The sequence below is a fragment of the Sporosarcina sp. FSL K6-1540 genome (assembly GCF_038620285.1).
Lineage (GTDB): Bacteria > Bacillota > Bacilli > Bacillales_A > Planococcaceae > Sporosarcina > Sporosarcina psychrophila.
This window is the reverse complement of the sequence record NZ_CP152018.1, coordinates 2,923,747-2,936,457: the sequence shown is the minus strand read 5'-3', so window position 1 is coordinate 2,936,457 and position 12,711 is coordinate 2,923,747. Positions and strand designations below refer to the sequence as shown.

Sequence of the window (12,711 nt, the reverse complement as noted above, 5' to 3'; positions counted from 1 at the left end):
GTGGTCCCAATAATGGATATTTACGCACATCGCGGTTCGTCCGGAACACATCCAGAAAATTCACTTGCCGCCTTCCATGAAGCTGCCAGGCTTCCTATTTACGGCGTAGAATTCGATGTTCATTTGACAAAAGACGGTGAACTGGTTGTCATTCATGATGAAACAATAGCTAGAACATCAGATGGCAAAGGTTTCGTGAAAGACATGACACTTGCGGAGTTAAGGTCATTTGATTTTGGCAGTTGGTTTTCTGATGAATTCCGGGGTGAACTTATACCGACGCTGTATGAAGTACTCGATATTTTTTCCGAGACTTCTCACCATCTAAATATCGAACTAAAATCGGATATATTTCCTTACGAGGGAATGGTGGGGAAAGTTGTTGCAATGGTTCAGAAGATGAAACTCGATTCGCGTGTCGTTATTTCATCATTCGATCACGAAGCTGTTCGGGCAGTAAAAAAAATTGCACCGCACATTGAAACTGCAGCCTTGTTCATGGAAGTACTAGTCGATCCGCTCGATTATATGCGTACTATTCCTGCTGATGCACTCCATATCTCATTACCATCCGCTGCTCGTCCATCTATGAGAAAAGTGGTAGAAACCGGAGTGGCTGTTCGTGTCTTCACTGTTAATGAAGTAAAGTATGCAGAAGCACTGAGGAAAATTGGTGTCACCGCTCTATTTACTGATTATCCAAAGAAAATGATGATTCATTTGAATAGAAAAAGCTGAACAAACCCAGCTTTTTCTATTCAATCATTTTTTCGTTTAAAGATTGATTACTATCACTAGCCATTATTTAATTCCCTAGTTAGCACACTCACTAATGAATCTTTCAAATATTCGCAAGGAAACAGCATCCCCTGCTGCCGATAATGCTTCGGGATGCCATTGAACGCCTAATACGAATTGTTCATCCGTGCTTTCAATTGCCTCCACAATCCCATCGCTTGCTACAGCAGTAACTTTGAAATCAGACGGTACTTCCTTCAGCGATTGATGATGATACGAATTCACCTGAATGCGTTCACTCCCCGCAATCGATTCAAGCAAACTTCCTTTATCCAGTTGAACATAATGAGAACAGTGCGTGTTGGGTGCCTTTTGTATATGTTGAAGAATTGGACTGTCGTTTTGTTTATAAAGATCTTGATACAATGTTCCACCAACTGCGACATTCAATACTTGAAGCCCTCTACAAATGCCAAGAATCGGTTTCCCTGTTTTGAGCATTCTGCGCGCAAGTTCAAGTTCGCTTGAATCCCTGCTTGGTGAGACTACTCCGAGATACTCATGCGGTTCTTCATTAAACAACATCGGATTGATATCATTTCCTCCAGATAATAAAAGGCCATCAAACATTTCGATCAGTTGCTCAACGTCTTGCTCCAACCCAACCGGAACAATCATCGGCAATCCACCCGCTCGGATAACTGCCTGTACATATGTGTTTTTTAATATATTTTCCCCATCTTGCTGAACATCTGTCGTTATACCAATAACTGGTTTCATCCACATATCCCCCTTATAACTAGTATATTCTTACGCTCGCGTATAGTTTGCACATGCCCTTCCCGCTTGCCTTCCGGAAAAAATACAGCCTCCAAGGAACGTCCCTTCCAATGAACGATAGCCATGAACACCACCACCGCCAAATCCTGCTACTTCGCCAGCGGCATATAAACCCGGTATTGGATTCCCAGTCAGGTCAAGAACTCGGCCATCTAAATCGGTTTGCAATCCACCAAGTGTCTTTCGACTGACGATATGTAAACGCACCGCAATCAACGGTCCTTTTTTAGGATTAAGGAGTTTATGTGGAGCCGCTACTCTGACAAGCTTATCTCCGATATAGTGACGGGCACCACGCAATGCTGTAATTTGCAAATCCTTGGTGAATTTATTATCCATCTCACGATCCCTAGCAATGACTTGCCGTTCAATGTCGTCTAACTTCAATAAGTTTTCTCCAGTCATTTTATTCATCCCCGAGACAAGTTCCGGGAGTGTATCGGCTACGATAAAATCTTCGCCTTTATCCATGAATGCTTTTACCGGCGCAGTTGGGCCAGGCAGGATTCTCTGTAGCACTTTCCCGATACTCTTTTCCGTCAAATCCGGATTTTGCTCAGATCCGGATAACGCAAATTCTTTCTCGATGATCGATTGGGTCAATATGAACCATGAGTAATCGTAACCGGTTGCCCGGAGTGCTTCAAGTGTTCCTAATGTATCGAATCCAGGGAAATTCGGAGCTGATAATCGCTTCCCCTTAGCATCTAGCCAAAGGGAGGATGGGCCAGGAAGAATACGAATCCCATGATTTGCCCATACCGGGTTCCAGTTTTTAATGCCTTCCGTATAATGCCACATCCGATCCCTGTTAACAATTCGGCCCCCAGCTTGCTCTGTAATCGCCAGCATACGCCCATCCACATGTTCAGGAACCCCTGAAATCATATCTTTCGGTGCTTTTCCAAGACGGAGTGGCCAGTTTTTTCGGATCAATTCAAGATTCGCTCCCATACCCCCACTTGTCACTAACACCGCTTCCGCATATAATTCAAAGCCACTAATCACTTCACGGGAACTCGCTACACCACGGGCGACGGCACTAGGTACAAGTAAAGCACCACGTACTCCAGTCACAGCACCATTTTTCGTAATCAATTCATCGACACGGTGGCGAGGCAGATACTCAACTAATCCTTTATCTATCGCAATCCGCATTTTATCCTCAAAAGGTTTAACGATACCAGGTCCTGTTCCCCATACAATATGAAAGCGCGGGACCGAATTACCAGGTCCTTCCGCTAGATGGCCACCGCGTTCCGCCCATCCTACAACCGGAAAAAAACGAATGCCTTGCGCATGCAACCACTCTCTTTTCTCAGTTGCAGCGAAGTTAACATACGCTTCGGCCCACTTCTTTCCCCAATAATCTTCATCTTCCTGACGGTCAAAACCAGCAGTTCCCAACCAGTCCTGCCAAGCAAGTTCCTGCGAATCCTTAATGCCCATTCTTCGTTGCTCAGGTGAATCAACGAGAAATAAGCCGCCAAATGACCACCAAGCTTGTCCGCCAAGAGAGGCTTCCGGTTCCTGATCGAGCAGTAGAACTTTCTTCCCGGCATTTGTAAGCTCTGCCGTCGCAACTAATCCCGCCAAACCAGCACCAACAACAATGACGTCATATTTCATCGAGTAGCCTCCCCCCTTAAATCAAGCCGAAAGACTGTTAATAAATTCTTCGATTTCCGTTTGCGATTTACGGTCTTTACTAACAAAGCGACCCGCTTCAACACCACTATGGAATGCGATAAAACTCGGGATTCCAAAAATATCTAAGTCTCCACATAAATCTATAAACTCATCACGGTCAACAAGAATGAAACTATATTCCGGGTAATCTGCTTCAATCCCAGGTAACAACGGTTCAATTACTCGGCAGTCGGGACACCAATCTGCGGAAAACATGAACATTGTTCTCTCCTCATTTTTCAGCTTGTCGAATTGTTCCATTGATTGTAGTTTTTCCATTTGAAATCACTCCTATTTTTTTAGTTAGCAAACACGATTTAATTATAGCATCAACAAAGACACAATTTAATATTTTCAGTGAATTATAATCATATTCCACCTAGCATTCAGTTATTTGAAACTCCACATGCACCATTTCCCAATATCAACAAAACCAATTCGTTTATAGATGGAGCCCGCAGCGGGATTATCATAGAAGAGACAAAGCATCTTGCCTTCATTGAGCAATTCTGTGCAAAGAATAGACATGCAATATGAAGCTAATCCTTTTTTCTCATATCCCGATAAAGTACCAACGCCAACAATCATGGCCGACTGACTATTTTCTGCAGTGCTCGATGCGGAACTTATTATCCGCCCATCTTCTTCGATGAAGTACGTACGGGCAGATTTATTACTAAGTGACTCACGTTTACGTTCAACACTGAATGTACTCGTAGCAAATTCGGGAATTCCATACATTTGATCTATGATTCGTTCCGCGTCATCAGGTGTCGCTTTTTTCACTTCAATCTCTGGGGGTACTTCTTGCAAACCCTTAGCATGCTCACATTTAGCGTAATAGAGTACACGTGGATTTGACGGTTTACTAGTCAAATACGGTTCCAATTTAACAACAATCTGCTCAATCCCTGAAATGAACTCATACTTTTCATCATGATTGATAATTTCTGCAAACCCTTTTGCATCGTATTCTTCTGGTGCATATACGATGAAATTACCATCATAGTTTAGTAGAATCCCTCGCAATTCACCATCCTCAACAAAATCACCCCATAATTTCTGAATCGGATTAGTAAACCCATACGCTTCAATATCTCCTATTATAAATAGATTTTCTGCTGGCTTCTGTGAAATGAAATCGAACGTAACTTTCCTGTCTTCTTCCACAAGCTGTCGAATCATCTGAATTCCCCCTCTTCAAGTTTTATGGATTAGCTTACCACATAAGACTTTCAAGGTGCAATACGAAAAGGACCTTGTCAACTTAATGACAAGATCCTTTTCGTTTCGTTAACGACTAGGAGAATCCGTATGAAGCGGTGGCGGTATAATCCACCCTTTTTCTTTGTTCATTCTCAATAACTTCAAACCAAATAACATTTTATCTGCATGGAATTTTCCGAACATCATTGCAAGGTCTTCTCGCAAGCATTGTCCCAACACTTGGCTGCAAGACACAAGAGCTTGTCCGACGTTAATCGATATGGCACCGCTGATTTCAGGATCCATAAACCTTGCTCCGACCGGTATATCTTCCGCTTTCGCTTTAGGACGCTCTGGCAATGACGGCGGCAATGCAATGCCATTCTCTTTTAAAATATTTTCAAGTTGTTTGTTCTCCGATTTCATCGTTTTTACTGCTTCTTCCAACAGCTCGATGAGATCCCCGTCACCTGCATGATTAATAAATGCTTGATACGCACTGATTAAACCATTATTCGCTCCAACAAACGCCCATGAGCCTAGTACTTCACCGTAATGTAACGGTTCATCTTTTGGATTACCATTTAAAATACCCAATTCATCTCTCCTTTTCTCTCCACTTGTGTAATGGATTTCAATCGTATTATGTGTTAGAAAAACATTTATATACATATTTTTCACCTGCGAGTCACATACAAACCACAGGTGAATAATTAGTTTAAATTCAATTTTGAATTGTTTTCCTGAAAAATGTACTTATGAATAAATCCAATTGGGGAATTCTAATATACATGTATTAAAAGGAGGTTTTTTCGTGCGTCACTGGTTTGTCTTACCAATGTATGTACTCGCATTGTCTTTGCTATTCTTAACGGTTGTTTCAGCAAAAGAAGAGCCTACTCAAGAAATGATTCTAGATGAACGAATGCGTCTTTATTTGCGCTTCGAAAACATAACTGTCCCGTGGTATTATTTAGCGGCAGTTGATCAATTTGAACGCAACATCCAACAAGTTCGAACTGACATTCCGAAGAATGAAGGGCCGGTCGCCATTCAGTTTTCAGATGATTATTGGACAGGTCCACTTAACCTCGATAAAAAAGATACTTCTCCTGAATCGATTGCTTATTCAGATGGGAATGGACTTGATGGCAATGAAGATGGGCTAGCCAATATAAATGATGCAGAAGACGTCCTATATACAATGGCAACTTATTTAAGCGAATATGGGCAAGCGGAAGAAGATTTCAAATTGGCTTTATTGGACTATTACAAGCGCGAAGACACGGTTAAACAAATTATAGCTATTGCAAAACTGTATAAACACTTTGAAACATTAGACTTGGATGAACACGCCTTTCCTGTCCCAACCAATTACAATTACAGTTACCGTGGAACCTGGGGAGCAAGCAGAGGATGGGGTGGCAGAAGGATTCACGAGGGAACCGATTTGTTCGCTGGATATGGTACCCCTGTTCGAGCCACGTCCTATGGCGTTATCGAAATAATGGGGTGGAATGATTTTGGAGGTTGGCGGGTCGGCATTCGCGACACCCATAATACGTACCACTATTTTGCCCATTTAGCTTATTTCAATAAAGATCTAAAAGAAGGAGACATAGTTGAACCAAAGACCATCATTGGTTCAGTGGGCAGCTCAGGTTATGGAAAAGCAGGAACATCAGGACGTTTTCCTCCTCATCTCCACTACGGGATGTACAAATATAACGGACGAACAGAATGGGCTTTCGATCCTTATCCTTCGCTTAGAATTTGGGAACGGCAGGATAAACAGAAGTGAGGTCAGTGAAAACATCAGTTATAATACTAACGTATTCGGTTGACGGAGAGAAAACATCAAATAACAACCTATATTGGGGACACAATTCACTATGAATTGATGTCTTCCTTTTTGTTGTTATATCAATGCTTAAGTCGATTTGACAAACTAATTAACAGATCAATACGTACACGAATTGAAGTCACCGCATAAATTTATGCGGTGTTATTGAAACAAATGCCGATAATGTTGCTAATTGTTCACTTAATATGAAGCGAACTTATTATATAAATGAAATTTATGTTTAAATATATTTTGAATTTTTAAATTATCCATTTAAACAAACTAGCAGGATTCTTGAATGAAGTGAAACCAAAAAGTGGGACAATTCGTCTCATTAAAAAAAGGGGGATAATTGTTGAAAAAAATATTATTGTTTATTTTAGCCACCTTCATTTTGAGCGCTTGCAATCAATTGACTAAAAATTCAAATGAATCTAGTGTTTCGCGTTCAAAAGAAACCGCTTCTACTGTTCAAACTTTGCCAGAAGATATGCCAAATGACTTTGGGTTCTCTGTTCAGTTTGGTGTGGGAAAAAATAATGAAATCAACACATTTCAAAATACAGTGACCAAAGATTTAATAACGGATGGGACTGCAAAGGCAACTGTAAATTTAACAGATAAGGAAATGGATAAGATTTATAAGAAAATGAAAGAAGTTAATATAGTAGAAAAGAAAAAATTTATACCCGAACCTATAAACGGAACCACTTGCACACAAGAACCACACGAAGAGGATGAATGGAAAATTACCATCAACGGCGAAACCATAACTCATTCTTTTTCAGGGACATACTGTGATCCTACCAACGATGCTAAACAATTAATTGAGTTACGAAATTACGTATTTAGTATAATTAGAAGTAAGGAAGAATATATAGGACTTCCCGAATCCAAAGGGGGATATGAATAGTTAGTAAAAAATGGATAATTTTTACTTACGTTTAATAATTCAACTAAAGTACTGTTAGTGAAAAAATATTATTCAATCTTTAGCTTTATAGCTCTTGTAGTAATAAAAGTTTTAATATGCTTGTCTAAAATTCTTGTTCCACCGAAGTCATCATCATAAAAACCTGTTATAACAAACCCTGCTTCAATTTGCCCTTGAATTTGATCTTCCAAAGTATGTGCGTATTCTATTGTTTGACTTGATTTTATATAAGCTTGAACTTCATCCTCTAGCAAATAATCCAATGACGATGAAGGTATGGAATATTTAACATCAAGAATACCTTTTCTTTCTTGATTATCATCAAAAATCCATAATAAAGGATTTGTAAATCCTGCAATTAAAATACCTCTATTTTTTAAAACTCTTGAAATTTCCTTCCATACAGGGTTAACATCTTTTACAAACAAGTTAGAAACAGGATTAACAACAATATCAAAATATTCATCTTTAAAGTCACTAAGGTCTGACATATCGCCTTGTACCGTTTTTATAGTTAATCCATCACGTTTAGCTACATATTCATCTTGTTGCAATTGCTTTTTAGATATATCAGTCACTGTTACATCTGCTCCAGCCGCAGCTAAAATAGGTCCTTGTTGCCCTCCACCAGATGCTAAACAAAGTATTTTTAATCCTACTAAAGATTTCGGAAACCAATCTCGTGGAACTGATCTTTCAGTAGTGACAGTAATTTCCCATTCACCAGATTTACTTTTTTCAATGATTTCGCTACTCACAGATTGTGTGTATCTAGACCCCTCTTCAACTTTCTTATCCCAAGCGTTACTGTTTTGTTGTGTTGTGTCCATTGTAATTCCTCCTATTTTGGCTAGTTTGTGGATGGGGCACCTTCTTAAAGTGAATCCGCTACGTTACTTTATTAACAGTAAAAACAATCTCTTGGCAGCCTTGTTTTGCTAAAGTTAGCAATAGGTAAGCATTTGATTCTATTCTCCAGATTTCCCCCTGCTCCGCACGGAACGTGCCAGTTTCCATGCATTCCACAGTTGACACCTACTACTGTGGACAAAAAACACAGATGATTTCTTAGGATAATCATTACATCATATTTGGAATAAATACTTTGATAAACAGGGAGTAGCCTAGAGCACCTACGAATAAGGCAATAAGAATTATTACAATCGGTGTAATTTTTTTCATAGTCCCCCTCCTCGTTTGAATTTTAATAGATAATATTCTGTATTGATACTCTATTGTCATGATCGACTATATTGTGCTCATTCTAGTAATCTGCTCCATTTAGTTCAATAAGGCGTAATAAATATAAGCTGTTTTATATTTACTGATTATTTTCCACACATAAAGGATTTTCTTAAGCTACTTTACTTAAAATAACGCCCCGTTACTTTAAGTACAACTAACTCGTATTGTAAAGATCGTATCCAACACCTTCATCATCGAGTTTTACTTCTTATTTGTTTATTTGAATCCAAAATCCAGCTATATTAATAGCCTTTATATTTTCATTGTTCAATACGATTTGACCCTGTGAAAAAACAAAATACCAATCAAAAGTTAAACCTTGAATTGCATATTTAGTCGCTTGCATTTGAAGCTTGTTATCATTTACAATTTCAACAACTTCTACACATTCCACTACTGAACAATGAATCGCATGTTCCTCAATTAAGTACGTCTCAAATTCGGCTGGGCTTGTGGGAACACGATATATTACAAAAATAAAAATGACTATAAATATAAAAATGACTTTATCTTTTATTGGTGATTTTGTATGCAAAATTAGTCCTATTGCACAAATCAGTGTGATCCATAACACTGATTTAATATCAAAAATAGAAAAAAAGAAAAAGGAATTGATAATTATGAAAGATAAATAACGTTTCAGAACATCATTTTTTGATTTGATGAACAGTATATATATCGAAGCTATTAATATGAAGATAAAAAATGCGAGATTAACAATAACCATTTCTCCCCCTCCTTGTACAGTGCCTGTCTCCTTACTTTAAAGACACGGCTGCCGAATTTCCAAAAATCGCTCCTTTTGCTTGAAGAGATCAGACATCACTGCACAACCATCTAAAATCCAACATAGCAATACTAAAATCACTTTTTTATCAAACATGCACACTCCTCTAATGTGTAAGAAAACAGGTTTTTGACCTTTGTTATAAAAAGCGCAAAACAAAGAGAATGCAAACGTGTACAGAACGGATACTGAATATTACGGCTACCAAAGATGGTCGATCAACAATCGTGTCATAGGGCCCAACCACCAGTCTAACTCCAACGTTCACGGTGCATTACAGATTGTCGCACTTGATATGAGTAGCAGCTATGCGAGATTAATCCTACACTAGTTATTGCACTAGCCTCTAGGAAGAATGGAGTTGGTTGCTGATTTACCTATCATATCGATATAATCATTCTGAAGGCTCAGTCTTTTTTGTTATGCAACTTTATAGATTCTAAGCAATATTTAATTTTCATAGGAGTTCAAGTGGAAAAGTTACATTTACTAATAAGCTCAGCATAAATTATTTAGTATTATATAATTCCAACACCTTTTTCACAACCTGTTCAGCAGTATTATCAACTGGGGGCATCCACAAGTCAGTAATCGGTCCATAAATCACTGGATTCACTTCCACCTCATAACCACCGTATGGATATGCTTCTTTTGTAGGTAAATAGCCAAGATAACCGTTGGTATAACCCCCAAAAAAGGCAAGCTTATTCTTTAGTCTTTTTTGAATGTCAAGAGCTGTTTCAGAAAAGGGCTCCATTGGTATTCCTGAAAATGAACCCTCATTAATTTGAAGTAATTGAATTTCTAAATCAATAGAAAGTTGTTTAATATTTTGTTTATGCAAACCCAAAAGAACCATTAACCATTTATCAGTATTTACACCCCATTGTTCCTCAGCTAATAATGCCATCCTTTTTATAACATCAGGTTCAGGAATATCTTTTAGTTTCATTGACATTTTAGTTGAAACAGTTCTAAGCTTAGAAATAGATTTATAATTAATACTTGGAATCATCGTAAGAACACTACCACTTAAGGCATAAGCCATTTTTCCTAAGGCTTCCTTTGAACCACGATAATTAGCATTAACATTTCCAGCCGCCCCTTGAATAATTATTACAGGACAGTGAAGTGTATTTTGAAGAATATCCCTTGTTAGCCCAGGATAGTCTGCTGATAAAATATCACTATCTCCCTTTAATACATTTGGATGGGCAGTACAAAATACAATTAGACCTTGAAATTTTCCTGTTGTAGGGTGTTTTATTGCTAATACTCCTATTCTGTTATCAACAACCCCATTCACATTTATACCCCTCTTCACTTTTCCATCTAATGAAATCTCTCTTCGGTTTACTCCTATTTCACCCATTGTTACATTCCATCCAACCTCAGATGGTTGCATATTCTCATTTGCATGAACAGTAGCTTTTACGACATTTGTAATTAAGCTACTTGTATAAGATTGAACCACTTGATTATTACTTGCTGTTGCAGGACCAGAATGTGTATGAGTATAAACAACCGTTATATTTTCAAATGGGATTTTCAATTCCTTTACTATTTGTTCACGTATAATTATAGTATCTTTTATTAACATGCCTATGTTATCAATACTAATAATTACGGACTTTGTTTCTTTGCTTTCAAAAATAAAGGCTGTTGCATAAATACGTTCATCAATATTACTTATCCCAGTCGGTCTATGGTATCCAATAAAATCAATACCCAATGGTGGCGTAATATCAACCTTATAAACACCAACTTTACTCATTTAAATCTCCCCATTAATTTTGTGAATTTTCATTTTAGTACGTTACGTTCTTCTTCAACAAACTTGTCCGGTAAGTCAAAAACGTTCCTACTTATCATAGAAACGTCGCGACGTTAATACTAATTTCAGAAATAATATTTCCATCATTACTTTTTGAAAGCTTTTATTATAAATGTTGCAGGCACTAATTGGGCTTTTTGGGTTGAGTACCATCTCGAAGGATTATCTGAATCTTTGTTATCAGGTAACTCAACATCATCTAATACTTTTTCAATAGTGAAACCGGATTCGATTAGTGTATTTATATATGTACTTAATTTCCGATGGTGAATAATGACACTATTATGCCACGCTTCATTGTATTCCGGACCTTCGATATTATAAGATTTATTAAAAGTAAACGATGACTCTTCGTAGGTCAAGCGGTCGTGGATAGGGTGTTCCCAACTAAAGATGAAAATACCACCTGGCTTTAGATAGTTATGGATATTTGACAATGTACGTCGTAAATCAACCGTCCACCCTAATGCATAAATTGAGTATGCAATATCAAAGTAATTGCTTGGTAGTCCTGGGTTTTCCTCCATTGGAGACTCTACTAAAGAAACTTTGACTTGTTGGTTACTCAACAATTTAGTAGCTGTTTCTATTTGCTTTGTTGAAAGATCCACCCCCCATAGTTCCTTTGCTCCTTGGTTACCCATATATTGTAATGAATGCCCACTACCACATCCAATATCCAAGACCTTTTGATTTGAAATATCACCAAATAGTCCAAGTCGTTCTTCATTCAAAGAAAATGGTCCATATTCCGGAAGAGCTGCTCTTCCGAAAAAACGTTCTGCTGATTTCTCCCAGCTTTCCTTATTCAATTTCAAAATCTCCTTATTTGCTTCGATGATTACCACTCGCCTTGATTGTTCACAAATTTAATTTAGTACCAATTTACTTCTGACTATCTAAATTCTACGAAGTATTATTATTCCTTTTTCAATCAAATGACCCTTTAGTTTAACAAGGAAAATAGTTACAATTAGTTATTTTTCCTATTCCAATCTTCTAACGACATCATTTCAAAGTCTTCCTCAAAATCCAACCTTAAAGGGGTGATTAATTCAAGAGAATTACCATCAGGGTCTTGAAAATATATTGCTGCATGCGCATTGGGATTATTCGGTAAAACTAGTGGTTGCTTTTCTGGTCGGAATCCAAAGTCAGTCTTTACTGGAATTCCTTTTTGTTCGAGCCATTCTTTGGCAACCTCTATATCCTCTATATCAACTTGAAAAGCAATGTGTCTCAATGAAGGATGATATGGTGTTTCAACTTTATCTGTTTCCCACAGCCCTAACCAACTACGTCCTTTCTCAATCCAAAAAAATACTAGTTTCTCTTTTTGATATGCAATTTCTAAATTAAGTTTTTTATAAAACTCTATAGATGTTTCAAGATTCCTAACAGGTAAATGTGCTTCATATAAACCTTTAATCATCGACATAACCCCCTTTTGGTTAGAATACTTTTTTCGAATCAATCACCTCAAATTACTGTCTGAAAATCATTCAATTTCAGACCTGAGGTAAAAAGCATTCACTTTATGATCTGGAGACGAAAGATCAAACCAACACCTATGTTGAAGTATTGAATACGGTGTA

At 37.9% G+C, this 12,711-nt stretch carries 13 protein-coding genes; 3 read left to right on the top strand and 10 right to left on the bottom strand.

All coding sequences use genetic code 11. The annotated features are described in order from the left end of the window. The first annotated feature begins 12 nt into the window (after positions 1–12). Positions 13–738 carry a glycerophosphodiester phosphodiesterase gene (locus MKY15_RS13860; RefSeq protein WP_342537791.1) on the top strand — a complete coding sequence of 242 codons (726 nt, stop codon included), beginning with the start codon at positions 13–15 and terminating at the stop codon, positions 736–738. A 75-nt stretch (positions 739–813) separates the two neighbouring features. Here MKY15_RS13860 and MKY15_RS13855 read toward each other — a convergent pair whose 3' ends face one another. The 5 genes from MKY15_RS13855 to MKY15_RS13835 all read right to left on the bottom strand — a co-directional run bounded on the left by MKY15_RS13855 (position 814) and on the right by MKY15_RS13835 (position 5,070). Beyond that, positions 814–1,518: a gamma-glutamyl-gamma-aminobutyrate hydrolase family protein gene (locus MKY15_RS13855; protein ID WP_067206974.1), complete on the bottom strand. Its 705-nt coding sequence runs from the start codon at positions 1,516–1,518 to the stop codon at positions 814–816. A 30-nt stretch (positions 1,519–1,548) separates the two neighbouring features. Further along, positions 1,549–3,207 (bottom strand): FAD-binding dehydrogenase, encoded by a 1,659-nt coding sequence (locus MKY15_RS13850; protein WP_342537790.1) that lies wholly within the window; start codon positions 3,205–3,207, stop codon positions 1,549–1,551. 21 nt (positions 3,208–3,228) lie between these two features. Further along, the gene (locus MKY15_RS13845; protein ID WP_338653143.1) at positions 3,229–3,546 is read right to left on the bottom strand and encodes a thioredoxin family protein; all 318 of its coding nucleotides are present in this window, start codon (positions 3,544–3,546) and stop codon (positions 3,229–3,231) included. A 111-nt stretch (positions 3,547–3,657) separates the two neighbouring features. Then, positions 3,658–4,452, bottom strand: a complete 795-nt coding sequence (locus tag MKY15_RS13840) for a GNAT family N-acetyltransferase (protein ID WP_342537788.1) — start codon at positions 4,450–4,452, stop codon at positions 3,658–3,660. Positions 4,453–4,560: 108 nt separating this feature from the next. Then, complete coding sequence (locus MKY15_RS13835) at positions 4,561–5,070, bottom strand: DUF3231 family protein (RefSeq protein WP_067213871.1); 510 nt, start codon at positions 5,068–5,070, stop codon at positions 4,561–4,563. A gap of 241 nt (positions 5,071–5,311) precedes the next feature. On the opposite strand from MKY15_RS13835, the gene MKY15_RS13830 reads away from it, so the two are divergent. Together MKY15_RS13830 and MKY15_RS13825 are read left to right on the top strand one after the other, a co-directional pair. After that, positions 5,312–6,274 carry a M23 family metallopeptidase gene (locus MKY15_RS13830; protein WP_342539756.1) on the top strand — a complete coding sequence of 321 codons (963 nt, stop codon included), beginning with the start codon at positions 5,312–5,314 and terminating at the stop codon, positions 6,272–6,274. Between the two features lie 397 nt (positions 6,275–6,671). Then, positions 6,672–7,229, top strand: a complete 558-nt coding sequence (locus MKY15_RS13825) for a membrane lipoprotein lipid attachment site-containing protein (RefSeq protein ID WP_342537787.1) — start codon at positions 6,672–6,674, stop codon at positions 7,227–7,229. Between the two features lie 68 nt (positions 7,230–7,297). Here MKY15_RS13825 and MKY15_RS13820 read toward each other — a convergent pair whose 3' ends face one another. The 5 genes from MKY15_RS13820 to MKY15_RS13800 form a co-directional block, all read right to left on the bottom strand. After that, a complete protein-coding gene (locus MKY15_RS13820) occupies positions 7,298–8,080 on the bottom strand; it encodes a class I SAM-dependent methyltransferase (RefSeq protein WP_342537786.1) in 783 nt (260 codons plus the stop codon). A gap of 623 nt (positions 8,081–8,703) precedes the next feature. Beyond that, positions 8,704–9,222: a hypothetical protein gene (locus MKY15_RS13815; protein ID WP_342537785.1), complete on the bottom strand. Its 519-nt coding sequence runs from the start codon at positions 9,220–9,222 to the stop codon at positions 8,704–8,706. A gap of 568 nt (positions 9,223–9,790) precedes the next feature. Further along, the gene (locus MKY15_RS13810) at positions 9,791–11,056 is read right to left on the bottom strand and encodes a neutral/alkaline non-lysosomal ceramidase N-terminal domain-containing protein (protein WP_342537784.1); all 1,266 of its coding nucleotides are present in this window, start codon (positions 11,054–11,056) and stop codon (positions 9,791–9,793) included. A 146-nt stretch (positions 11,057–11,202) separates the two neighbouring features. Next, positions 11,203–11,928, bottom strand: a complete 726-nt coding sequence (locus MKY15_RS13805; protein ID WP_342537783.1) for a class I SAM-dependent methyltransferase — start codon at positions 11,926–11,928, stop codon at positions 11,203–11,205. Positions 11,929–12,089: 161 nt separating this feature from the next. Then, on the bottom strand, positions 12,090–12,548 hold the full coding sequence (locus MKY15_RS13800; protein WP_338653152.1) for a VOC family protein: 459 nt from the start codon (positions 12,546–12,548) through the stop codon (positions 12,090–12,092). Positions 12,549–12,711: the final 163 nt, after the last annotated feature.